Source organism: Geotalea uraniireducens Rf4 (assembly GCF_000016745.1).
Classification (GTDB): domain Bacteria; phylum Desulfobacterota; class Desulfuromonadia; order Geobacterales; family Geobacteraceae; genus Geotalea; species Geotalea uraniireducens.
On sequence record NC_009483.1, the window covers coordinates 4,011,853 to 4,036,969 of the forward strand.

General features: G+C 58.6%; 16 protein-coding genes. 3 read left to right on the forward strand and 13 right to left on the reverse strand.

Annotated features, from left to right (window positions below):
- Nucleotides 1-2 precede the first annotated feature (2 nt).
- The 3 genes from GURA_RS17400 to GURA_RS17410 all read left to right on the forward strand — a co-directional run bounded on the left by GURA_RS17400 (nucleotide 3) and on the right by GURA_RS17410 (nucleotide 3,564).
- On the forward strand, nucleotides 3-1,223 hold the full coding sequence (locus GURA_RS17400; protein WP_011940231.1) for a two-component system sensor histidine kinase NtrB: 1,221 nt from the start codon (nucleotides 3-5) through the stop codon (nucleotides 1,221-1,223).
- 19 nt (nucleotides 1,224-1,242) lie between these two features.
- Nucleotides 1,243-2,604, forward strand: coding sequence for a sigma-54-dependent transcriptional regulator (locus tag GURA_RS17405; RefSeq protein WP_011940232.1), 1,362 nt, complete (start codon nucleotides 1,243-1,245; stop codon nucleotides 2,602-2,604).
- A gap of 309 nt (nucleotides 2,605-2,913) precedes the next feature.
- Complete coding sequence (locus GURA_RS17410) at nucleotides 2,914-3,564, forward strand: cation transporter (RefSeq protein WP_011940233.1); 651 nt, start codon at nucleotides 2,914-2,916, stop codon at nucleotides 3,562-3,564.
- Between the two features lie 360 nt (nucleotides 3,565-3,924).
- Here GURA_RS17410 and GURA_RS17415 read toward each other — a convergent pair whose 3' ends face one another.
- The 13 genes from GURA_RS17415 to GURA_RS17475 form a co-directional block, all read right to left on the reverse strand.
- The gene (locus tag GURA_RS17415; protein ID WP_011940234.1) at nucleotides 3,925-6,744 is read right to left on the reverse strand and encodes a CxxxxCH/CxxCH domain c-type cytochrome; all 2,820 of its coding nucleotides are present in this window, start codon (nucleotides 6,742-6,744) and stop codon (nucleotides 3,925-3,927) included.
- Nucleotides 6,741-7,070: a hypothetical protein gene (locus GURA_RS17420; protein ID WP_157046238.1), complete on the reverse strand. Its 330-nt coding sequence runs from the start codon at nucleotides 7,068-7,070 to the stop codon at nucleotides 6,741-6,743. The genes GURA_RS17415 and GURA_RS17420 overlap by 4 nt, the downstream gene beginning before the upstream one ends.
- A gap of 615 nt (nucleotides 7,071-7,685) precedes the next feature.
- Entirely contained in the window at nucleotides 7,686-8,750 is a 1,065-nt protein-coding gene (corA, locus tag GURA_RS17425; protein ID WP_041245530.1) for a magnesium/cobalt transporter CorA, read from the reverse strand.
- Between the two features lie 25 nt (nucleotides 8,751-8,775).
- On the reverse strand, nucleotides 8,776-9,108 hold the full coding sequence (locus tag GURA_RS17430; protein ID WP_232278934.1) for a type II toxin-antitoxin system RelE/ParE family toxin: 333 nt from the start codon (nucleotides 9,106-9,108) through the stop codon (nucleotides 8,776-8,778).
- A complete protein-coding gene (locus GURA_RS17435) occupies nucleotides 9,080-9,355 on the reverse strand; it encodes a type II toxin-antitoxin system Phd/YefM family antitoxin (protein WP_011940238.1) in 276 nt (91 codons plus the stop codon). The genes GURA_RS17430 and GURA_RS17435 overlap by 29 nt, the downstream gene beginning before the upstream one ends.
- A gap of 87 nt (nucleotides 9,356-9,442) precedes the next feature.
- Nucleotides 9,443-11,119 carry a DUF4139 domain-containing protein gene (locus tag GURA_RS17440; protein ID WP_011940239.1) on the reverse strand — a complete coding sequence of 559 codons (1,677 nt, stop codon included), beginning with the start codon at nucleotides 11,117-11,119 and terminating at the stop codon, nucleotides 9,443-9,445.
- Nucleotides 11,120-11,206: 87 nt separating this feature from the next.
- Complete coding sequence (locus GURA_RS17445; RefSeq protein ID WP_011940240.1) at nucleotides 11,207-11,497, reverse strand: BrnA antitoxin family protein; 291 nt, start codon at nucleotides 11,495-11,497, stop codon at nucleotides 11,207-11,209.
- Nucleotides 11,498-11,682: 185 nt separating this feature from the next.
- On the reverse strand, nucleotides 11,683-12,087 hold the full coding sequence (locus tag GURA_RS17450; protein ID WP_011940241.1) for a YgiW/YdeI family stress tolerance OB fold protein: 405 nt from the start codon (nucleotides 12,085-12,087) through the stop codon (nucleotides 11,683-11,685).
- A 158-nt stretch (nucleotides 12,088-12,245) separates the two neighbouring features.
- On the reverse strand, nucleotides 12,246-13,304 hold the full coding sequence (locus GURA_RS17455; RefSeq protein WP_011940242.1) for a WD40/YVTN/BNR-like repeat-containing protein: 1,059 nt from the start codon (nucleotides 13,302-13,304) through the stop codon (nucleotides 12,246-12,248).
- Between the two features lie 46 nt (nucleotides 13,305-13,350).
- A complete protein-coding gene (locus tag GURA_RS23025; RefSeq protein WP_011940243.1) occupies nucleotides 13,351-16,056 on the reverse strand; it encodes a CxxxxCH/CxxCH domain c-type cytochrome in 2,706 nt (901 codons plus the stop codon).
- A 77-nt stretch (nucleotides 16,057-16,133) separates the two neighbouring features.
- Nucleotides 16,134-20,507 carry a CxxxxCH/CxxCH domain c-type cytochrome gene (locus GURA_RS23030; RefSeq protein WP_011940244.1) on the reverse strand — a complete coding sequence of 1,458 codons (4,374 nt, stop codon included), beginning with the start codon at nucleotides 20,505-20,507 and terminating at the stop codon, nucleotides 16,134-16,136.
- 87 nt (nucleotides 20,508-20,594) lie between these two features.
- Nucleotides 20,595-23,648: a cytochrome c3 family protein gene (locus GURA_RS17470; protein ID WP_011940245.1), complete on the reverse strand. Its 3,054-nt coding sequence runs from the start codon at nucleotides 23,646-23,648 to the stop codon at nucleotides 20,595-20,597.
- A 214-nt stretch (nucleotides 23,649-23,862) separates the two neighbouring features.
- Nucleotides 23,863-25,056 (reverse strand): hypothetical protein, encoded by a 1,194-nt coding sequence (locus GURA_RS17475; protein ID WP_011940246.1) that lies wholly within the window; start codon nucleotides 25,054-25,056, stop codon nucleotides 23,863-23,865.
- Nucleotides 25,057-25,117: the final 61 nt, after the last annotated feature.

Sequence of the window (25,117 nt, forward strand, 5' to 3'; positions counted from 1 at the left end):
CGATGCCGACACGGATTATTACCGGAATTGCATGCGGCTTTACGCTGTTTATCGGCTGGTTTACCTGGTCCATGTACACCACTGCACGGCCCATTGCCGAGGAAAGCCTGCGCGGCGCGGCGCTGTCGATTGCCGCAGCCGTTGAGCACCTTGCCGACTCGGATCCATCCTTCGCCATGCTGGACGGTTATACATCCCCCGACCTGGCCTATCTTTCCGTTTCCGACCATAATGGCATCATCATCTTTCATACCAATAGCCGGCTTATCAACCAGCGGCTGAAAACGTCCTTAAACCGGCCCAGAGGCGCAAACGGATTTGACGAGCGACGGGTGCGTCTCGGCACCGGCGAGGAAGCATATCTGGCCCGCATGCCGCTGCACGCCGACGGGAAAGAGTACCTGCTGACCCTCGCTTTGCATACCCATCGCTATGATCGGGTTATCCGGCGCGCGAAAACAGGGGTGACCGTTCTTGCTGCCATGGTATGCACGGGATGGCTGCTGGTTATGATCATATCCCGCTATATGCGTCGCGAGGAAATACATCGCCTAGAGATGCACCATCGTGAAGAAATGGTAAGACTGGGAGAGTTGGGGGCGCTGCTTGCCCATGAGATTCGCAACCCGCTGGGCGGCATAAAAGGCTTTGCCCAGCTCGTGGAAGAATCGGACGATGCACAGCGGTCGGCCGGTTTTGCATCGAAGATCGTGGCACAGGCATCCCGGCTGGAGGATTTGGTCAACGATCTGCTCGCCTTTGCCCGCGAAGAAAAAGATGCACACCTACCGCTTGATCTGGCCCCGCTGGTAGAGGAAAGTGTCGCACTCGTGCGCCATGAAGCCGAACAGCAGCACATCGATGTGAAGCTCTCCATAGCACACGGAATCGTTGTCCCGATAGCGGCAGAACGGATCGAACAGCTTCTGCTCAATCTATGCAAAAACGCCGTGCAAGCCATGCCCGACGGAGGTGAACTGCGTGCCGAACTGCGCCGGGAGCGCAACATGGCGATAATAACCATTGCCGACAACGGCATCGGGATACAACCAACGTATCTGGATCATATCTTTGAACCATTCTGGACCAGCAAGGTGCGAGGGACGGGTTTGGGACTGGCGCTCTGCCGACGGATTGCCGAAGAACACGGCGGCGCCGTCCGGGTGAAGAGCGCTGTGAACCAGGGGAGCGTGTTCACGGTAGAACTTCCATTGACGACATGAAAATTCCGAGGTGACGGGTATGTCCGCAAATATTCTCGTGGTCGAAGACGATGCCGGATTCAGCGAACTGCTGGCAACGATCCTCAAAGACGACGGCCACATGGTGACAATTGCAACCGATGGCGGCGAAGGCTTGCGACGTATCAGGCAGGAGCGGTTCGACCTTGTTCTGAGCGACTTGAAGATGCCGGTGAAAAGCGGTCTCGAACTGTTCCGCGAAACCCGCCAGGACGCTGCACCGCCTCTGTTCATCTTCATAACCGCCTTCGGCAAAGTGGAAGAAGCAGTTGCCGCCATCAAGGAAGGTGCCTTCGATTTTCTGACCAAACCGCTCAAAGACCCGCGCAGCCTGCGTGACTCTGTCAAACGGGCACTGGAGAGTGTGGAGCGCGAACGGCTGTTTATCTCGCTGAAAGATATGGAACGGTCCGGTCTCCCGCCGGACGAACTGATCTTTTCCGGCTCGGCCATGGACGCGGTAAGAAAAATGATTTATGATGTAGCTCCCTCGACGGCAACGGTGCTGATTCATGGCGAAAGCGGCACGGGCAAAGAGCTCGTTGCCCGGATGATCCACCTCTTGAGCAAACGAAAAGGAGCAGCCTTCATCCCGCTGAACTGCGCGGCCATCCCGGAAAACCTGCTTGAGAGCGAACTGTTCGGCCACGAAAAGGGGGCTTTCACCGGCGCCATGCAGGCACGACGAGGCAAGTTCGAATTGGCCGAGGGAGGGACGATCTTTCTCGACGAAATCGGTGAAATGCCGGCACTGTTGCAGGCAAAGCTGCTGCGCGTCCTCCAGGAAAGGGTCTTCGAACGGGTGGGAGGCTCAATGCAGATCAGGACGAATGTGCGAGTGATTGCTGCCACGAATAGGGATTTAAACCGGGAGGTGGCAGAAAAGCGTTTTCGTGACGACCTGTTCTACCGGCTGAACGTGTTCCCCATCACCGTGCCTCCGCTTCGCGCAAGGCTTGACGCCCTTGCCGGTCTGGCTCGCTACTTCTGTGCCCGGTTCGCCGTAAAAACCGGCAAAAAACTGAAAGGTATCAACCCGGAGGCGTTGCGGCTCATGAAAGCCTATCACTGGCCCGGGAACATCCGTGAACTGCAAAACGTCATCGAACGCGGAGTCATCCTGGCACGAGAAGAACTTACCGCCCCCGAGTTGCCGGCCATGATTGCCGGAAAGGAAACGGAAGGTGGCCCAAAGGTCGGCATCTTGAAAGACATCGAACGAAACTGCATACTGGAGGCGCTGAAAAACAACCGTGGAAACCGGCGCATGGCAGCCGAGACACTCGGAATTTCAAAGCGGACCCTGCAATACCGGCTCAAGGAGTTGGGACTGGTCGCCGGTAAAACGGAAATTACCCCATAGATTACGGCAAGCCAGCGTTGTCCGGTTTGGTTTTTGCTTACGTCCCGTAGGGACAGAATACTGGTAGCCGGGGAATTCATTCCCCGGTCATCCAGGCGAAATATCATCACGTCACGTACGTGACGTGGGGAAATATAGCATCTCATCCGGGGGATGAATCCCCCGGCTACATTCGAACGCCCCTAATGGGGCTTAACAACCTTGATGCACAAACCAAACCGGACAACGCTGACGGCAAGCAGACATTTCAGCCGCCGCATTCACGGAAATCCCTTCTCCGACAACATCAGCAAGAAAGGTCTAAGATCCATGATGCAAAAAACAACACGAGAAAAACTCTACTCCACGGCAAATCTCCTGGCAATCGTCACCATCTTCTACAATCTGGTCGAGGGGATCGTCTCCATCTGGATGGGGGCGGCCGACGAAACACTGGCGCTGTTCGGCTTCGGAGCGGATTCATTTATCGAGGTATTTTCGGCGATTGGAGTCTGGCACATGATCAGCCGCGTCAGGGCCAACCAGGGAGAAATGCGGGACGAGTTCGAGCAACGGGCGCTCACTATCACGGGTGCGTCGTTCTACCTGCTGACTGTCGGCCTGGTGCTGACTTCAATCATCAACATCTGGCAGCAGCACAGGCCGGAGACGACTCTCTGGGGTATCGTCATCTCCTCGATTTCCATATCCTTCATGTGGCTGTTGATCCATTATAAAACGAAGGTCGGCAAGGCGCTCAACTCTCCCGCCATTCTTGCGGACGCAAACTGCTCGCGAGCTTGCGTCTACCTGTCTGTAGTATTGTTTGCCGCCAGTGTCGGCTACGAAATAACCGGCATAGGCAGTCTCGATTCCGTTGGCGCCCTTCTGATCGCGTGGCTGTCATGGAAGGAAGGCCGGGAAGCTTTTGGCAAGGCCAAGGGATTGAACTGCTCGTGCAGTTGCAATTGCCGACAATAGGCATTGAACCCCAAAACGGCAGTTAGCCACGAATGACACGAATAAACTCGAATGTTTTTAACCTCCTTTTAAGTCTTGAGCAGTCACCGATCCGGTGAGTGTTCTGCATCACAAAAGCTTGTATATTCGTGACAATTCGTGAAAATTTGTCAACCACATCACCACCCTCGACCCGCAGGCAGTAAGGTTTAAATGGGCAAGATTATTTCTTGCCCATTTTTGCGATGTGCCAAGCAACCTTGTTTCAACTTTGCCGGTCAAAAAGTCTCCTGATTAGCAAAAAAAAGATTGACCGTGATGAGACTGACAAGCCCCGCTTGTCGGGCGGGGCTTGTCAAAAATAAGGAGTCCCGGCAACGGTTAATAGACGCCGCCAGGGCTGTAAGATCCCATACCGTTACGGCAAGGGCTTGTGGTGTTAGCCGAGGCACACGTAGCACTTCCTGACGTTAACTCACCAGCTGCGGTCAAAGGCCTATGGTTGGTGAGGAACAGCGGAGTGACCGTGTTTCGTATGAACCCGTACGGCCTGCTCGTTTCAGTTGTGCCTGTCGGCCACCTTGCATCGGTACCCGTACCGGCCAGCCTGTTGAACCCGTGAACATCTTCCCCCCGACGGGGACGTGCAGCGTTGATATCGCTGGAATGGCAATAGTTGCACCCGTAACGCATATAGGCAACCATGTTGTTGTTTGTGCTGCTGGCAAGCGCCGAGCCTGTTCCGTGGTGACTTGAGGTGCTGGTATCATAACCGGCATGACACACGATACAGAACGTCACTTGATTGGTGGTTGCGGCCGGGGTGCCGGTGACTGTCGCAACGCCCCGCAAGGTGACTGCAGAGCCGTGAGCGGTAACCGTGCTGGTCTGGACACCAGTTGCGCCCACAGGAGCATGGCAGTCCCAGCAGGAGATCAGGTTGCCATACTGGGTATTATTGCCATTCGTCTTTGCCAGATTCCAGGGAACGGCCATCCTGCTGCCCTGCGTATAGCTGTTGTTCTGCTTGCCCAGGACCGGGTGGTAGGACGAGTTGGTCGTGGCAAAGGCTGCCTTGATATCCGTGACTCCGCCCAGCACCCCATTGGCCGTCACCCCTGCACCGGTATACCCTGCACCGGCAATGGTAGTCCCGAAGGGCTTCTCTGCCGTTCCGGTTGTCGGCACCCGCGCCAAGGTACTTGCCGCGCCGTTATTATCGTGGCATTTCAGGCAGAGGTTGAACTGGATCGCCTGGACCGCGGCCTCAAGCGAAGCATTGCCCAGATCTCGGCTGAACCTGGCAAACGTCATGTCGGTAGCGGTGCTTGTATAGTTGCCCGCTGTCGTGGCAGTCCCGTTGTGGGTTACGCCCTTAATGGTTGCGCCGGTATCGGGATCGCGCAGCTCTATTAATCCGTTTTTGTGATACGTCGCGTTCGGAGAACCGCTCGACATGTCCCCTTCCATGTGGCAGACGCAGCAGTCGTACTTGGTAACAACCGTATTGGCAGGAATCCCGCCCGATGTCGAACGCTTATGACTCCATGTGTTTTTAAACTCCGAAGCTACAGCGCGACGAGAACCGGTTCCGGCCAGTGGTCCGGCGTTGATAGCCACAGTCGAGCCATGGCAGCCAACGCAGTCAAGGACTCCCGTCGCCCCCCAGGTTAAGTTGATGTGACAACCGTTCGAAGAACAGGTGCCGCCCGTTGCAGCATAGCTATAGGTAAATGAAATCCCCTTTGAGGTATTTGGCGTAACGTTATAAGCGTTGTTTATGTGGTTTGCAACGGTAGTTACAGTGGTGCCGTTCGTAGTGACGGCGTAATGACAGTTATCACAGGTTATGGAGTGACCTCCGAGGCCATGGCTGTTCTTCTTCGGCGAATTGTTCGCATAGGCAGGCGGATTGCCATGACAGCTTGCACAGTTGATGGTGGTCGCACCCCATGTTACTGTCGCCGTCTGGCCGGTCAATGTTCCGGTCGATACGGATGTGCCGGTGGAGTGACAGTAAATGCCGGCACAGGAGCCGAAAGCGGCGCTTGGCGCTATGGCGCCGGTCTGACCACTGGCTGCGCCTTTGTACGTGGCAGTAGCGGTAACTTTCACGTCAGTGGTATTCAAAGCCCACTTCACGTTGCCGTCAATATGCGAGTTATCGGTATATGCCGTGTGACAGGTTGCACATGTGTAGGAATAAGTCGCGGCATGTCTGTTGTGAGATCCGGTCTGCGGAGCTTTAGCCGCCGTAGTTCCATGACAGGCGCCGCAGACGTCCTGGGAAGAACCGGCTACCCAGGACGGATTCAGAGATCGGTTTGCACCGGACCAGTTGCCGTGACAATAAACATTACAGGAGTTGCGGTAACTGGCGCTGGTCCTGGTAATAGTGCCGGTGTTACTCGCGACGAAAGAGTATGGCGTGTTAAGCGGGGTATGGCCGCTGAATGAGCCGAAGGCAGCCGTCCCGACAAAGCCGGGGAAGGTAGTGCTGTTGGCAACAAAACCCATTTGGATGCTGTTGCTGACGACCGGCATGGTGTTACCTGTGTGGCAGGCAGCACAGGTCATGAGCCTTGTCGTCACATGCGCGGCATGGGCGCCGGGGCTTAACGGACTGGTAGCTCCGGTTGCAGGTTCGGCAAGGCCTCCGGCACCGGTGGTGGCAACATTGGGCGGATTACCATGGCACGTGTCACAGCCCGCCTTGAAACCAACTTTATGCGCATGGCAGCTTACGCAATCTTTCCTGTTACCATGGTTCTTGTTGCCGGGCAGTATTTTACTTGAACTGTATTGATGATATTTCGTTCTGTGGTGACAGACTTCACAGACATTTTGCGATTTTGTTGCATTGGTCGTACGGCTGTCATCTCCTAATATCCCGTAATCCAGGACTGTCGACGTGATACGATTGAAGATAACAGGCTTTGCAAGAATTGTAGAGCTAACCAGTTTTATATTAGTAGTTAAAGGATGGTGGCAGGTGGTGCAGTCCCAGCTTGTCCCCCAGGTGCCGTAATTGGTCGTGCCAATGTTGGGATTGGCACTGTTGTGCATGAGGTCCAGGGTGACCGCAAGGGTCACTGGCACACCACTGCTGCCGAAGAGGACCGATAGAATGACGATCGCCAGGAATATCCCGCTAAGGCGCTTCCTGTTTGTGGTTTTCCTCTGTTGTTCCCCACCCCTCATCTCACCCTCCCAACTTTTTGCATGTACCCTGCGCTGTCCTGACGTAAAGCCCCCATATCGTTCACCGGTCTTTTCAGAGCAAATATGGCAGCCCTGAGGCTCTTCAGGTGATTGATGTATGTGGCTAGTGATGCGGGTTCGCCCGCATAAAGGCGCCCCATATCGTCGGCGATCCGCCCATGGACCTCGAAGACCACACGTCCTGCACTGTTCCGACGCGGTGAGTAGTGAATGGTTGAATCCAGCGTAAGGAGCCCCGCAAGAAGATATACATCCTCGATTATTGAAACTTCATAATCCTCTATCACAAACGGCTGCTGCTTCATGATTCCTCCCCTATTCAGAAAATTAGAGATTCTTTCAACCTTGACAGAAAGCGGAATATTCCGCTGTATGACCATTTATCACGCCTAAAAACTGCTCAGTTGGCCTGCCAGAACCGAGCATTAACGGGCAGCAACGTATTACATGATGTTGATTATCAACCTCCTACAGTTATACTAATCCCAATACGGATATATAATAAATCATAATTAAGCATTTTAAATGCCAGTTGTCCTAAAAACGGCATTTGAGCCGCAAAGACGCCAAGAACGCGAAGAAAATCAATACATTTGATACAGAAAACCTTCTTACCCAAAAGGTGATCACAGGCTGTTTATTAACTCTTTGATTTCTTTGCGAACTTTGCGGCTTTGCGGTAATGAACTGCTTTTTCTAGGATTGTAGGATAAATCAAAATTGTGACGGGCTCGCAGGATCAGGGGAACCTTGTGATACTAGACAGTACGATGGGGAGTTTGAGGTAGAAGACCATCACCAGATCGGTGACTACTCAGGGCGTAACAAGGGTTGAAAACATTCGATGCCGAATGACATCGGCAAAATTTAGCCGGTGGGACTCAGTTGCTTGATGGAATTATGCCCTCTCCCGGTCTTAGCTACAGCCACTTCTTTCGTTTGAAATAGAAGAGGAGAAAAACAGCGACCGTGAGCATCAGGAAGAGGCAGGCGAAATACCCCCACTGCCAGTGAAGCTCGGGCATGAGCTGGAAGTTCATCCCGTAGACCCCGGCGATGAAGGTAAGGGGGATGAAGATGGTGCCGATGATGGTGAGGAATTTCATGATCTCGTTCATCCGGTTGCTGATGCTCGAAAGATAGACATCGAGCATTCCCGCCAGCATGTCTCGGCTCGCCTCGACGGTGTCGATCACTTGGATGGCATGGTCGTATAGGTCACGCAGGTAGACCACGACAGTTTCACTGATGAGCTTGGATTCCCGGCGCTCGAGGGCGCCTATCACCTCGCGGAGCGGCCAGACCGCCTTGCGCAGGAAAATCACCTCCCGCTTCAGCTGGTGAATTTTCCGCACCGTCTCTGGGCGCGGATCGGTCACCACCTCGTCCTCCAGTTCCTCGATACGCTCCCCCACCCGTTCCAGGACCACGAAATAGTTGTCGACAATGGCGTCCATAAGGGCATAGGCGAGATAGTCGGTCCCCATCTCCCTGATCCTCCCTTTACCGCTCCTGAGACGCTCCCTGATCGGGTTGAAAACGTCCCCCTCCATTCCTTCCTGGAAAGAAATGACGAAGTTGCTCCCGAGAATGAGGCTCACCTGCTCGGTGACGATTCCCCCCCCTTCCTCGTTGCGCAGCATTTTCAGAACAATGTAGAGGTAATCACCGTAATCCTCCACCTTCGGGCGCTGGTCGGTGTTGAGGATGTCCTCCAGAACAAGGGGGTGGAGACCCTGACAATCCCCCACCTGCTGGACGATCTCGATCTCGTGGAGGCCCTCCACGTCGATCCAACTGACGATGGAGGTGTCGGAGTAATAGAAGCACTCCTTAAGGGCCTTGATCTCCTTTTCCTCGCAGCCTCCGGCATGGTAATCCATGACGGTGATCTTGATTTCCCGGTCGCTCTTCTCGCCGATGTGGACGAGGGTGCCGGGGGGGAGACCGCTCTTGATTGATCTCTTCTTGATATTTTTCGCCATCATTTACCGCCTGAAAGTAAAGTGGCTAAGGCATCTTGAGCAGACGTTCGCTGCGCCAAACGCGGACAATGCGAATCCGGATGTCATCGAGCCGATAAATTATACGAAAAGGTGGATATACAATCTCTCTCAAATGAGCAACCCCAAACTCAGGCACAATGCGACCGCTTTCAGGGTAGTCGGTAAGTCGTTCCACCTGAGAAACCACTTCTCCCAGCAGTCGTTCGCCCACGTCCGGAACTTGCTGTTCAGCATACCACTCCAGTATTTCTTCAAGATCCTTCACTGCCGATGCAGCGAATGTGATTTGCTGATTCCGCGGCATGGTTTCAACCCAAGCCGAGATGTTTTTTGACATCTGAAAGCTTCATTTCCCGCCCCTCTTCCAGGTCCATCAAGCCCTGGACTACGCCACGCAGGAACGCCCGCTCTTCAACTTCCGTCTCGTAATCCTTAAGTGACTGGACAACGGCAACGCCTCGCCCCCTGTTGGTCAGGAGCACCGGTCTATGAGTCTTATCGACCTGATTGACAACTCGACCGGGATTAACCTTCATATCGCTTAACGGGACGATATCTTCGGAAAACTTGGTAGATGTTTGCATAGCTTCTCCTTAACAGTGCCTTTTATAGCACCAATGATAGCACCCGTTAAAAGGTCTGGCAAGTGATCAATGTCGCCCTCAATTCTACTATAATCCGGTTATCTCGCGATCCTTGGGGTACTCCACCAGAATGCCGAAGGTCAGATCCTTCTTCTCACCCGCTTTGAGCGGAATTTTCCAGGTGACCTTGCCGTCGGTCCCGAACTCATCCGGCTTGATGGACGGGTCATCCAGGGAGACCTTTATCTCTTCGTCACCCGCCAGCGGCAACTGGTCGCGAAGGATGACAGTCACCGGCTCCTTGCGGAAATTGACCAGTTCGATGCGGTAACGGTAGCTGACGCGGCTGTTGCCGAACATTCCGGCTTCCTTGTGCTGTTTCAGCTCTTCGCGCTTGACCGTCACCTGATCGTCCGTACCGAAGAAGAGGTCGAACTTCTCTCCGACGGCGACCTTCTTCAATTGCGAGCTGCCGGTGTAGGTGTTGCCGGTAAAGGTGTTGACCTTGCCCGGCAGGAGCGGGTAGGCGGCCCGGTTGACGATCTCGGACTTGAGAAACACATATGGCGAGAGTTTCGGAATCGCCATGAACTCCAAGCTGACCGGCAGTTGTTCGATGGCAACGACGCTGCCGTGCTGTGTGCCGTCGGAAGGGACATCAAGCGGACGTGGAATGTGAAAGGCAACGGAGGATTGCTCTTCACTCATCTGGGCAGTCTCAAACTCAGCAGGCGCCTCTTCGGCACGTTTATCTTCTACCAGACCACTGTCTGTGTATATCCGACGTCCCTTTTTCGCTATAAAACCCACGACCGGTGCAGCTGGGGCAGCTTCATACACCCTCTGCGCCTCCAATAGCGGCTGCGGGCGTAAAAATGATATGCGCCAGGGGAACAATTCCGGGGGAGCGCCGCCGGCAGCGGGCCGGGCGGTGGAAAGGGTCAGGTCCACATTGTTCCAGTCCTCGCCGGTCTGCTGGCGCACCATAGCCCGGAAGGTCAACTCGGCAGTTTTGGCGTCTGCGGCCAGACGGACATCATAGGAGGGGACCCAGCCTGCCTGTGGAATAACCGTAGCAAGGTCGAGCGTCAGGTTTCCCTCACGGGCCACATCCAGCATCACCTCTACGATTTTGGTTTCTTTCCGGCGCGAACCTGTCGATTCATCCCGCTGGCGGCGCAGGGCATCGATCTTGTCCCGGATGCTCTTCTTTTCCGTCTCGATCGCAAGGTTCTGTTCCTCAATCCTGGTGACACCCGTGCCGACAAAGCCGGCGGCGTCCTGCAGTTCCGCCGCAGTGGGGCGGCCGATTGCCAGTTCCTTGGAGATGCGGTCTCCCCAGGCGACACGGATCGATTGAAGAAACGCTCCCTGTGAAGACAGGCCGGCCTTTTTGGCGTCCAGCGCACCGGAACGTTGCTCCAGAGCGCGGATTTCCTCGTCAAGCTCCTTCACCCGCGTCTCGCCGCTCTGCTCAAGAAAGGCCCGTTTGACCTCCAGTCCCACGATTGTCGCCCCGGCGCTCCCCTTGCCTTCCACCCGTACCGAATCGTCCTGAATCAGCGTGGGAAGGCTGTCGAAAGTGATCAGATAATTGCCGGGCTTGAGGTTGTGAGAAGCAGTGCGCAAGGTCAGGGCGCGGTCGGGAAACACAGTTACGGCGGTAATGCGGGAGGCGGCCGGTATCCGTTTCAGATCAGCGGAAAAGGTGAGTGTCGGCGCCAGCAGGAGAATCAGAAACAGAAAGTATCGCAGGTTCTTCATCGATATGCTCCTTATCAAACGTGATATGGATTATTCCTTTTTTATCACGGCAAGGGCCAATATAGTTCCAGTTCATGCTATTCCTCTTTACTTCATTCCCCCAGCTCGTCGATGGCGTTGTTTGTGCTGCTGTTGTTCCATGACAGCACGGAGAAGCTTATTAGCCCTTGTCTGGTAGCCTCTTCCTTCCTTTTTCAGCCAGTCGATAACATCAGCATCAAGGCGAATAGCAATGAGCTTTTTCGCTGGAGGTAATACAAGTGCTTTTTCAAAAAACTCGTCACCCAGTTCAGGTATATCCGAATAATCAATATCCTCGTCCTTAATGGCGTCGAGTCTCTTCAAGTCGCTTTTTATAGATTTCTTTTTCTCTTTCATTGGCTTTCCTCATTGATATGATTCGCGTTGCACTGCTGCGGCGGGTGTAGATTAGGACGACCACACGACCCCTCCCCCTCACGGTCTACTTGGATATTAATACCGGATTTTGTCTTATTGTGGGCTGGATAATACGGTTTTTATGAAGGGATTTCAATAGAGATTGTGATTGGATGGGGTGTATTCTACTTACTCTCTTGAAAACCACTCGGAGGTGAGGTGTTCGTTCCTGCAGGGGAAACAACGATTATTTTCTTCACATCGACCTCGGGAGAGGACATAAATTCCTTGTCGATTTCACCTGTTATTTCAACAAGTGTAGTAGGGTTTATGGGGGTTCCGTAAGGAAAATACTTGTCGTCTACATCTATTGTGATTTGACCGGTACTATCAGCAAAAATATACTTGTCGTGGGATATTTTCTTGAGAATATGCCCCCTCAATGTAACCCACATATCATCCACAGGGTTTTGTAATACTGCTTTTACGCTCGTTGGGTTTGTATGTTCAGTGCTTACGAATTGCCCAACCGAAGGGACTGCCGTTCCGATTACAACAAGAAGCGCCATGACAAATAAACATTTACGCATGAAATCCTCCTTTCATATTTTTTCTTAAAACTCTCAAGACCATGGTTGCGTCTTCGGCCCTCTCAGGACCAACCCACAGGCTGGATTCCAGCGAGCATAAGGACCGTTGGGGCAATATCGATCAACCTTGCGGGCTCGGCCTGGAGTTGGCGCCGGGGCTACCGGCGCGCCCCGACGAAGGATACCCGCCGCAGCCAGGCCTCTGTCGGGAAGGCTTGCTCCGTCCAGGTAGCCCCGCCATCCGTGGTGTGCAGGATGATGCCCCGGTTTTCGGTGCCCCCGCCGACCACCCACGCCTGCCGCTCATCTGTCGCGGTCACGCCCAACAGGTAGAAGCCGGTCCGGGGCACGGTCTGCTTGGTCCAGGTTGCGCCGCCATCGGTGGTCTTGTGAATGCCGTCGAAATCGGTAACCACCCAGACGGTGGACGAGTTCACCGCGCAGACACCGTTGGCGTCGCCGGGATCGAGGGATATGACCTGGGTCCAGGTGCTGCCGTCGAGGGTGCGACAGACGACTTGGCCGGGGGGGTTGAGGGGTGTGCCGCCTACAGCCCAGGCGGAAATGGGACTGAGGGCGCTAACGTCAATCAGGTGGTCGGAGAAGATGCCCGGCCCGCCCTGCCGCGTCCAGTGGGCGCCCCGGTCGGTACTGTACTCCACCACCGGATAGTCGGTGCCGCCTTTGTCGCCGACGACCCAGACCGCCCCGGAACCGACCGCGTCCAGCCGCTGGAAGTTCGATGGAGGAATAGCCGGGGTGTTCTGCTTCACCCAGGTCCGGCCGGCGTCGGTGGTGTGCAGGATAACGCCGCCGGAGCCGCAGGCCCAAGCCTCGCTGGGGCTGACGGCCTTGATGCCGGACAACTCCTTCCCCGCATCGGGGGGAACCGTCTGCCGGTTCCAGGTGCGTCCGCCGTCGCTCGTGTACAGGATCACGCCGAGGTTCTCCGCGCCACCCACTGCCCAGGCGGTGAGGTTGTCCACTGCCGTGACGTCATCAATCTCCACGTTGGGAATCTCCGCGGGCGAGCCTTGCCGCACCCAGGTCCGGCCGCCGTCGGTGGTGTGCAGGATCACGCCGTAGCCGGCATCCGGCTTGCCCACCGCCCACCCTACCGGCCCTCCCGACCACGAGTCGTTGCCGCCGCACCCCGCGGCCAGCAGGCTCAGCCCCACCACCACAGTTGCCATCGCTCCATAGACTAACGCACGCATCTTCGCATCCTCCACCTGACAGATAAACCCGGGTTCCGAACCACCATCACCACGAATAGTTGCTATGATTCTCACCGCCGCAGCTGCCGTTGCAGGTGCCGTGACCGTCCCCTTTTCCCGAACGGGTGTAGGTAAAGCCGCTGGGCATTTGTATAATCACGTTCGCATCGTTGTGCAGCGTCCTGTTGCTCGGCCCGTGAGTGGATTGCCCGTGGCCTGCTGTACCGTGGCAGCTGGTGCATGCGATGCTGCCATGATGATCGGTGTGCAGGCCGCCCACGTCAGGGAAAGTGGTGCCGATTGGCCGGCCGGCGTTCGTGCTGCTGCCGTGGCAGGAATAGCAGCCGGTCGTCGGGCTCCCTTTCGGTGCAGCTTTGGTGTGGCATCCCTGGCAGTCGGGCGGCGTACCGGCAGTCGGAGGATAGGGGTAGCCGGTCGTTTTGCCGTTGGTGTGGCAGCCGCTCGTCACGCAGCCTGAGAATGGAGAAGCTCCTGCCGCCGACATGTGCGCTGCTCCGGTATAGGGGAAGCTGTGGCCGCCGCTCGGCTTGAATGCGTCGATGGTCGAACTTCCCGTATGGCTGTGGCAGCTGGTGCAGCGAATGCCGGCGTTGTGCCCGTCGCCGCTCGTCTGGGTATAGTGGTTGGTCGTGGTATGACAGGCGTTGCAGATGCCGTTGAAGGGGGCCGCGCTCTTCGCATAGTCGGTGCCCGTCGGGGTCGCCGACAGCGTGAAGGTTACGCTCTGGGAGCTCTGGGTCGTCGGGGCTCCCGTGGCCGCATCGGAAGCCACCGCCACCAGAGAGCGTACCATGAACCGGTTGGCATTGCCGGTGCCGTGCGGTTCGTGGCAGTCCCAGCAGTATCGACCACCGGAAAGGGTGCTGGTGTGTTTTGCGCCAAAGTGGGAGGAGCCGACCTTGCCGGCGCTGGAAGCGTTCCGGCTCGCTCCGCCGACCGTCACACCCGCAGAGCCCGCGGCGTGGCAGAGCATGCAGGCGCCGTTTTTACCCCAGGAGGCGTCCGCCAGGTTGCGCAGACGGAACGGGTTGGTGGAAACATTATGGGCTATGGTCGAGTCGTGGCACCATTCGCAGTAGCTGGCGACGCCGGTGAAGTTGGCCGGCGGGTTGCCGGAGCCGGGATAGTTGCCGGACGCGGTCGGACGGCCGTGACCGTTGTCCGCCCACGACCCGGTGCCGGTCATCTTGAACTTGGAGATGGCGCCGTTGTTCCAGAAGGTGGCGCCGAAATCGGACACCGAGGCGCTTGCCGCGTTGCCGTGGCAATCCTGGCAGTAGACGGCTGTTGTGCCCCACAGGACTGGATTGCCGCCGTGGCAGGAAGTGGCCGAACAGCTCTTGGTCCCGGCGGCCCAGGTGGCGCCGCTCCCCGCCTTGGCGCTGTTGAAGGTCACGTCGATGGCGCCGTTGTTATGGAGTACCGAGCCTGCCGCGATGGCCGCGCCGGTGCTGGTCGTGCCGTTGTGGCAGGTGGCGCAGTCGGCGGCTGACGTCACATGCTTGGGATGGCTGTTGGCCAGGACTGCGGCAGCGCCGGCATTTGCGTAGTCGGGCGCGCCGGTTGTGGTGGAAGCGCCGTGGCAGCCGTTGCACCCAATGGCGGCGCCGGTCCAGGCGGGCGCGACTGGTTGCGGGGCGGTCGCTTTGCCTGCGCTATGACAGGTGGTGGCTGAACAGGTCTTGGTCCCGGCGTTATAGGTCCCGCCGCCGACAAATGCCACTGTTTTGCTTCCATCCACGTGGCTGGCAATCCCGGTGATCAACCGGTCGTTCCCCACGCTGACGGTGCTGCTGTGGCAGCGGGCGCACTCCAGGTTGGTGCCGAGGAAGGCAGTCTGGTTGATGTGCTTGGGGTGCAGGCCGCTGGCAATGACCGTGGCCGCCGAGGCGTTCCCGCCATGGCAGCCGGAGCAGTCCGCAGGGAGCGTGCTCCCCCAGACCGCGGCGGTTTTGGGTGCGCCGCCGATGCCGTCGCTGTGGCAGTACAGGGACGAACAGGTCCCGTTGCGGAGCGGATTCCGGCTCGGCAGGTAGCCGGGATATGTCACGTTGCCCGAATAGCTGCCGCCGCTGTTGGGTGGGGCGCCGAATACGATGATGAGACCCCTTTTACCAACGCTGGTGGCGTGGGCGAAGGGCTTGGCTTCCGCTGTGTGGTCCGCATGGCATTTTATGCAGGAGCCTGCGCCGGTCCCGTAATAGTCGCCATGCTTCTTGCCCGGCCCGCTCAGGGACGGATGGTTGCCGTCGCCCGGAGGGGCGCTGTGGCAGGTGCTGCACCCGGCAGGGGACGTGAGCGGCGCTGACGCCCACGGAGTGGTAACCGCTTCGAAGTGGCAGTTGACCTTGGAACAGGTTCCCATCACGGGAACGGAAGTCTGGTTGAAGAACACCCCTTTGCTGTAGGTGGCTGTGGCAGGCGAGTTGTAGATGTTGGAAGACAGCTCGATCACGCCGTTCATGTGGTCCTCGGTGTAGGTGCGGCTCCCGGTGTGACAGATCTCGCAGTTGGAAGGCAGGGCAACTGCCGGCTGGTGGGTTCTATGGCTCCCTCTGAAACCGCCGGTGGTGATGTTGCGGTAGAGCGCATCGATGGGGGGCATGCCGTGACAGTCGGAGCAGGTGGAAGCCGCCTCAACCGGGGCCGAGGCAACCAGCAAAACTCCCAGGACAAAGAAGATCGTCAAAACAGGTCTCTGCACATATCCCATGCCGTATGCCGCTCTCATCTGCGTCTCCTTGCGAATCGGCCCGAAGCCGGAAGCAAAAATCCTTTTGTTCCGGCTTCAGGCGCATTTCTATCCCTTTATTTTACGGTGCTCCATTTCTTGGACGCCTTGAAGTGGCACCTCACGTTGAAACAGCTGCCGGTCGCATTGGCCCCGCCGTCGAGGAGGACGCCGCTGTACTGGTTCGGTCCCAGTGGCAGCAACGGATTGAATTTATAACGGTCCGCCAAATCGATGGTGATCTTGCTCGGTGCAATCGGCAGCAGCATGGTGTGCGTGGCGGGACTGAACGAACCGTTGCCGTGGCATGGGGTACAATTGGCCCATCCTTCCGAAGGACGTGCCGTTTTCTTCACATGGCGCGGGAAGAGGTGGGCGCCCCCCCCTCCCGGATAATCCTCGGCCCTGGCGCTGGAGTAATTCCCATGGGTGCCGACGAAACCGGCGGGAGCAGGCGGATATCCGTGACACGCGTCGCAATCGGCAGTCGGCCTGAATGCGTCGATGGTCGAACCTCCCGTATGGCTATGACAACTGGTGCAGCGGACGCCGGCGTTGTGCCCGTCGCCGCTCGTCTGGGTGTAGTGATTGGTCGTGGTATGGCAGGCATTGCAGACGCCGTTGAAGGGGGCCGCACTGTCCGCGTAGTCGGTGCCGGTCGGGGTCGCCGACAGCGTGAAGGTTACGCTCTGGGAGCTCTGGGTCGTCGGAGCGCCCGTGGCCGCAGAGGAGGCCACCGCCACCAGAGAGCGGATCATGAGCTGGTTGGTATTGCCGGTGCCGTGCGGTTCGTGGCAGTCCCAGCAGTATTGCCCGCCGGAAAGGGTGCTGGTGTGTTTTGCGCCAAAGTGGGAGGAGCCGACCTTGCCGGCGCTGGAAGCGTTCCGGCTCACGCCGCCGACCGTCACCCCCGCAGATCCCAAGGCGTGGCAGAGCATGCAGACGCCGTTTTTACCCCAGGTGGCGTCCGCCAGGTTGCGCAGACGGAACGGGTTGGTGGAAACATAATGGGCGATGGTCGAGTCGTGACACCATTCGCAGTAGCTGGCGACGCCGGTGAAGTTGGCCGGCGGGTTGCCGGAGCCGGCGTAGTTGCCGGACGCGGTCGGGCGGCCGTGACCGTTGTCCGCCCACGACCCGGTGCCGGTCATCTTGAACTTGGAGACGGAGCCGTTGTTCCAGAAGGTGGCGCCGAAATCGGACACCGAGGCGCTTGCCGCGTTGCCGTGGCAATCCTGGCAGTTGACTGCTGTAACGCCCCACTGGACTGGATTGCCGCCGTGACAGGCGACGTTGTTGCAGGTCCCGGCAGCCCACGTGGCCGTCGTCCCGGCTTTGGCTGCGTTGAAGTAGACGTTCGGCGTGCCGTTCAGGTGGTACGAAACAGCCGAGTAGTCCTTGAACTTGCCGGCGGCGGTCATGCTCGCGCTCTTCACGTGGCAGTTCGAGCAGACGGTGGTGTCGGCTGCACCGGCGACGTGTTTTGAGTGGCTGTTCGCGGTCGCACTGCCCGCTCCCCCGTTGGCATAATCAGGTGCGCCGATGGCGGAGCTGGTGCCGTGGCAGCCGTTGCAGCCATAGGTGATAGCGGAGTTCCAGGCAGCCGGGTTGGCGTAGACGATTGCTCCCGGATTGCCGTTGCTGTGGCAGTAGATAGAGAAGCACTGCCTGGTGCTGCGGTTGTATTTTGCGTTCCCCCCGGCCCTCGCGCCGGTGTAGTCGATAAATTTATTGATATGCCTGCTTTTGTCGCTGATGGTGGTGTTGCCGGCAGCCGTCCTGGCGTGGCAGTCGATGCAGTTGAGACCGTTGCCGAGTCCAATGATCGGGTTGCCGGCCGGGTTCATGTGCTTGTCGTGCTTGCCGGAAAGCCGGGTTGCGGTCGCACCGGTCTGCTTGGTGTCGTGGCATTGTACGCAGGTGCCGCTGCCGGCGGTGGTTGACCATGATACCGCCGTGAGGCCGTTGCTCCCCTGGCCGTTGCTGTGACAGTAGGTCGTGTTGCATCCACCGCCGCCGTTGGTCCATTTGAAACCGTTGTCGGTACCTTGGGTAGTGCCATAGGTGTAGCTCCCCTTGCGGGTGTTGGTGGTAAAGCCGTAAAACACTTCGGCTGCCCCCACCGCATTGGCAGGCCCTCCGGCATGGGTGGCCTTGCCCGCGCCTGAAGCGTGGCAGGACGAACAGGTGAAGCGATAGGCGGTTGCGCTGCTCACGTTGCCGGAGAAGTTGACGAATCTGGTCGGCAGCGCCGTGCCGGCATAGTGGATGCCGTGGGCGCCTGGAAGGGCGTTGTTGGCGGAATGGCACGCGTTGCAGGCCAGCGACGGCGCCCCCCATGGCGCCGAGGCCGCCGCACCGTGACAGTATGTGGCGGAACAGGTGGAGCCGTTCCAGCTGCCGGTGCTCCCCCCTATCGGCTTGAAGATCACGTTCGGCGTTCTGTTCAGGTGGTAACTGCCGGCGGTGTAGTCCTTGAACGCCCCGGCTCTGGTCTGGCTGACGGTCTTGGCATGGCAGTTTGCGCACCCCCTGGTGTCGATTATGCCTGCCCCGGCAACGTGCTTCGGATGGCTGTTTGCGGTCGTAGTCCCGGCTCCGCCATTGGCATAGTCCGGTGCGCCGGTTGTGGTGGAAGTGCCGTGGCAGCCGTTACACCCCATGGTCGCAGTGCTGCTCCAGGCAGGCGGGTTGACGGACACCAGGCTGCCCGGATTGCCGTTACTATGACAGTAGAGGTTGGTGCAGAGTTTGGTGGAGGCATTGTAATTCGCACTGCCACGGGCTTTTGCGCCGGAATAATCCACGAATCCGTTATTATGGTTGGCCGGGTTGGATATGGTCCGGTTGGCGCTCACGGTCTTGGCGTGACATTCGACACAGCCGAAATTGTTGCCGAGCCCGAGAATTGTGGGGTTGTTGACATGGGCGGTATGTTTACCCGTTGCAATGGCACTGGCGCTGGTGCTGTCGCCGCCGTGGCAACCGGTGCAGTCGGTCGGGAGCGTCCCCCCCCATACCGGCGCACTGGTCCCGTGGCAGGAGGTGGCCGAACAGCTCTTGGTCCCGGCGGCCCAGGTGGCGCCGCTCCCCGCCTTGGCGCTGTTGAAGGTCACGTCGATGGCGCCGTTGTTATGGAGTACCGAGCCTGCCGCGATGGCCGCGCCGGTGCTGGTCGTGCCGTTGTGGCAGGTGGCGCAGTCGGCGGCTGACGTCACATGCTTGGGATGGCTGTTGGCCAGGACTGCGGCAGCGCCGGCATTTGCGTAGTCGGGCGCGCCGGTTGTGGTGGAAGCGCCGTGGCAGCCGTTGCACCCAATGGCGGCGCCGGTCCAGGCGGGCGCGACTGGTTGCGGGGCGGTCGCTTTGCCTGCGCTATGACAGGTGGTGGCTGAACAGGTCTTGGTCCCGGCGTTATAGGTCCCGCCGCCGACAAATGCCACTGTTTTGCTTCCATCCACGTGGCTGGCAATCCCGGTGATCAACCGGTCGTTCCCCACGCTGACGGTGCTGCTGTGGCAGCGGGCGCACTCCAGGTTGGTGCCGAGGAAGGCAGTCTGGTTGATGTGCTTGGGGTGCAGGCCGCTGGCAATGACCGTGGCCGCCGAGGCGTTCCCGCCATGGCAGCCGGAGCAGTCCGCAGGGAGCGTGCTCCCCCAGACCGCGGCGGTTTTGGGTGCGCCGCCGATGCCGTCGCTGTGGCAGTACAGGGACGAACAGGTCCCGTTGCGGAGCGGATTCCGGCTCGGCAGGTAGCCGGGATATGTCACGTTGCCCGAATAGCTGCCGCCGCTGTTGGGTGGGGCGCCGAATACGATGATGAGACCCCTTTTACCAACGCTGGTGGCGTGGGCGAAGGGCTTGGCTTCCGCTGTATGGTCCGCATGGCATTTTATGCAGGAGCCTGCGCCGGCCCCGTAATAGTCGCCATGCTTCTTGCCCGGCCCGCTCAGGGACGGATGGTTGCCGTCGCCCGGTGGGGCGCTGTGGCAGGTGCTGCACCCGGTGGGGGACGTGAGTGGCGCTGACGCCCACGGCGGGGTGACCGCTTCGAAGTGGCAGTTGACATTGGAACAGGTCCCCATCACGGGGATGGTGGTCTGGTTGAAGAATACCCCTTTGCTGTAGGTGGCTGTGGCAGGCGAGTTGAAGATGTTGGAAGACAGCTCGATCACCTCGTCCATGTGGTCCTCGGTGTAGGTGCGGCTCCCGGTGTGACAGATCTCGCAGTTGGAAGGCAGGGCAACTGCCGGCTGGTGGGTCTGGTGGCTCCCCCTGAAACCGCCGGTGGTGACGTTGCGGTAGAGCGCATCAATGGGTGGCATGCCATGACAGTCGGAGCAGGTGGAAGCCGCCTCAGCCGGGGCCGAGGAAACCAGCAAAGCTCCCAGGGCAAAGAAGATCGTCAAAACAGGTCTCTGCACATATCCCATGCCATGTGTCATTCTCATGTCCGCCTCCTTACGATGTGCTGTTCGTTTATCGTATAAGTTTACAGATCATGCGGCGTTGACTTTCAGGTTCGGATTGCTGCTCCCTTATTTCACGGTGCTCCATTTCTTGGACGGCTTGAAGTGGCACTTCACGTTGGTACAGCTGCCGGTCGCATTGGCCCCGCCGTCGAGGAGGATGCCGCTGTACCACCCCGGCCCCAGTTGCAGCAACGGATTGAACTTGTAACGGTCCGCCACGTCGATGGTGATCCTGCTCGGCGTAACCGGCAGCACCATGGTGTGCGTGGCGGGACTGAGCGAGCCGTGGCTGTGGCATTGGGCACAGTTGGCCCATCCTTCCGATGGACGCGCCGTTTTCTTCACGTGGCGCGGGAAGAGGTGGGCGCCCCCCCCTCCCGGATAATCCTCGGCCCTGGCGCTGGAGTAATTCCCATGGGTACCGACGAAACCGACCGACGCCGGCGGATATCCGTGACAGGTATCACAGGCGCCGCTGGGTTGGAAGGCGAAAGCAGCCTTGTGGTTGTGGCATGACAGGCAGAACCCGGTCGGGTGGCCGTCCGGCGCCTGGCCCGCCCGGTAGTGGTTGGTTGCCGTGTGACAGGCCTGGCAAAGCCCGTCGAACGGGGGAACGGTTTTGACGAATCCGCTCGACAGGCTGGTGAAGCTGATGACTTTGCCGTTGATGGAGGTCTTGACCATGGAGAGGTTTGTCGTGCCATGGATATCGTGACACGATTTACAGTCGCTCACGGCGGCTCCCCCCTTGACGAGCACGTGGGAGACCATCTTCTGTCTGGCGGGTGTCGGCACTTTGCCGGCGTCGTTATGACAGGAGGCGCAGAGACTGTTGTCGTCGGGGAGTGAAAGTCGTTTGTAACCCCCCAGCTTGCCGGAGATGTGCGGACTGTCCTGGTCATGGCAGGAGGTGCACTGGTTGCTGGCGGGAAACCGGCCGTGACCGGTCACGCCGAAGTTCGCCTTATAAGGCGCAGCCACGCCATTGGGAAGCACGGAGGGGAGTGCGGCATGGCAGGAGGTGCAGACAAGGCGGGTTGCAATCGTCCATGGAGGAATGGCCGCCGGGTGGCAGTTGGCGCAGGCGGAACCGGCGCCGGCAACCGCATCGACAGTGCCGTTGACATGGGTGGGGGCGGTATCGGTCGTATAGACATGGCAATTCTGGCAGACCGAGGGGTAGAGCGTGCCGAAATTCGGACCGTAGGGGGTGGTGAAGTGGGCGTTATGGGCATTGGTTGCCGGGACCGCGGCATGGCATGAACCGCAGGCCCCGCTTGCGGCGTTGAGCCAGTTCGGGGCCGTTAATGGAGCACCACCGCTACCGTCGCTGTGACACTTGCCGCCGGTACAGGTTGCGGCTGCCTCGTTCCAGACCGTGGCGGACGTCAATGGATCGGCAGTACTGAACACGACCGTTTTAACGCCATCAACATGCCTGGTCATGTCGGAGATGGTCGTATTGCTTGCAACAGTCGCGGCATGACAGGAGATGCAGCCGTACCCCCGGCTCAGGTGCTTGCCGTGCACGTTGCTGGTCGGTAAAGCCTCGTGACACATGCCGCATTCTCCAACAACGCCGGCTATGGTCCCCTTGCCGTTCGGCCAGACGACCGTCTGATAAGTCAGCGTGCCGCCCCGCGGCGCGCCGTTGCTGTGACAGTAGACCGTGTTGCACGATCTGGCGGCCGGATCATATGCGGCGCCCGGTCCGGCGACAATGCCGCTCTTGTCCATGAAGACATCCTGAAACGTCCCCGAGTTATGGGTATTCCCCTTGTGACACTCGTTGCAGGCATAACTGTTCGGCGCCCCGCCGGCATGGCTTGCGTGGGGCGTCCGCGATTCGTCGCTGAACGACGGCCGGGTGCTGTAAGCCGCCGCATATCCGTCAGGCCCCGCCGGCGTGTTGCTCTTCGGCGGATATCCGTGACATGAGGTGCATCCCCCTGCTACTGCCGAAAAAGCGCCCGTCGGATTGTTATGGAAATGACAGCCGTTGCAGACGCCGGCCGGTGCCGTAGCGAGGCTGTGCTCCGACGGGTAGCTGCCGCCGGTCGGGACCGCATGGCAGGCCTGGCAGACGCCGGTACCGTTCGCATCCTTGTAATTTCCGGCCGTAACCGAGGTGTATTGGAACAGCACCTTTCGGTTCCTCACCGAGCCGGAAGCGGTGGACACGTTCATATACCGCCTGACCAGATATGTATTGGCAACGGTCCCGTCTGCCAGGTCCACGTGGCCGGCGTGGCAGTCGGCGCACTGGACATTCTGGCTCCTGCCATTGTGATTCTGCTTGATATGGCAGTTGGTGCAGATGTTGGGGGCAGCCGCCGTTGCCCCTCGCAAATCAGTGCGCAGCAGGTAACCGGCGGAAGGTTTGAGCTTGTTGTATGTGGAATAGCCGTCAAAGGTCGAGCTGTCGGAATCGGCATAATGGACACCGTGACAGGTTGTACAGAGGACCGTTCCGCCCGCGAGCTTCATGGCAGAGGTTGGGTTGGAGGGGTTGCTGTTGAGCGGCGGGTTGTTGAATTCCGCCGGCTTGATTTTCACGAGCGAAGCGGCGCTCGTGTAATTGAAGTTGACCGGATGGGTGCCGACGGTATGGTCGATGGTGTTTCTGACCCGGTGGCAGTCAAGGCACATCTGGTCCCTGTCATTTGCCATGCGGAGGAACGGTCGGAAGATTTGAAGATGGGGATTATGACAGCGTGAACAGGCGATCGTACCGACCGTCATGAGGGGGCCGGAAGCGCCGGAATTCAGCGCCTGACTCAAAGGCGGAAGCGCACCCGCTGCGGGAAGGTTGTCGGAGCCGACCCAGTTATGGGAGGTCTGATATAAGACTCCGGTCCGTACCGTCGGAAAGGTATGGAAAGGATCGGCGGCATCAACCGGGGTAAAAGGCTTCTTTCCCCCCTTGGCGATCCCCGGCCTGTGGCAGGTAAGGCAGACGTTAATCAGGCCCGCGCTGCCCAGGGTTTCCTGAATCGTATGACAAGTTGAACAGGTATAGCCGTTGCTCGGATCGTGGGGCGGATCGACTGCCAAAACCCCGACTGGGAAGAGTACCACGAGGATAGCGGCAAGAAGCTGGTAAACGACTGATCTTTTCATGCCAAACTCCCGGGAGCACAAATACTTCAGCTATCTGCATGGAAGGGCCAATGGCGATACCATCTTTGCAGGCTTTTCGAATTTATTGCATCAGGGTAAAGACTGGCAATTACAAGAACCCGTTTCCGTCACGCAGGGCGTGACGGAAACGTTCGATCCAACAGTTTCTCAAGCTTGGTCCGTCGTCAGACCGGTTTTCATGCCTCCTCCTGCATCACATGACCGTCAGGGCGGGTGTAAGACCGCTGATGGGGGCGCCGTTCTGGTCAACGACAGGCCCGAAAGAAATCACAACGAATTGGGATGGAGTGGGGACGTTAACCCCGGCAGCCACATCGCAGTTTATGGTCACGAATTCACCCACGCCGAAACCCGAAGAGCTGATGAGGGCCAACGTCACCGTGCCCGGGACTGCACCAGATGCGGGTACGTATTTTGCGGCAACAAACGACCCGGTCGCCGCTGCACCCGACGCGGTTACGACCCCGGCAAGGGGTTGACCGTTGGAGAAGTCGGCCCTCAATGTCACGCCGGTGGGAAGGCTGAATGTCGCCTCCAGCCCTCCGATGAGGGTGCCGGGAGAGAGGGTGCCGACGGTGCTCAGCTTGACGACCGCACTGAGGCCGCCGATGCCGGCAAGATTCGTCTGGTTGATGTCGGTTACGCCGGTCTGGTTGTTCGGACCGGAGAGGAACGCGGTCACTGCATCCGTCAGGGCGGTGGCGGATGCAACCGAAAGGTTGCCTGCGTTATTGATGTCATTGCTCAATGGGGCCAATGCGGCCTGCAATCCGCCCGACGTCCTTGCCAATTGGGAAATTCCGGCCAGAAGGATGGTGTAGTCCTTCTGGGACTGGCTTGCAGCGGCAAAGGCAGTTGCAGATGGTTCAACCGGCTTGGTTGCGATGATGTCCACCATGAACAAATCCGTCACCAATGCATTGGCCGACGTGATCGCGGTTGGCGGCAGGGACGTGTCACCCGCCTTCACCACGGCAAGTTCGGTGATCGGCGTGACGGATACGGAGACGTTCCCGCTCGCACCGGCAACTGCCGCCCTCAGCGGCATCGGCAGGGGAACGGGGGAGGCGGATGACGAAGCAGACTCGTCCTTGTATGTCCCTCCGGTCACCCGAACGAGGAGGGCTCCCGAATAGGGACCTACACTTACGCTATAGCTCCCGTCAGCGTTGGTCGATCCAGTCCCTATGGGTACAGCGCCGACTGCGCCGCTCTGGTCCACGGCAAAGACGTTCACCGTTCCTCCGTTGATCAACCCCTTTGCGGCTACTCCGCTTACCACCGTGGCGGGGGGTGCGGGAGTTCCGCCACCTCCGCCACCGCAGCCCCATATCGTCGAGGCGACGATAAGAGAAAATGTCAGGCCGAAAAGTTTAGTAATTTTCATAGCGCGTCACCTTTTGTAACAATGAAAGCCGATTAGTACCAATCTTCTGAAAGATCAAGTC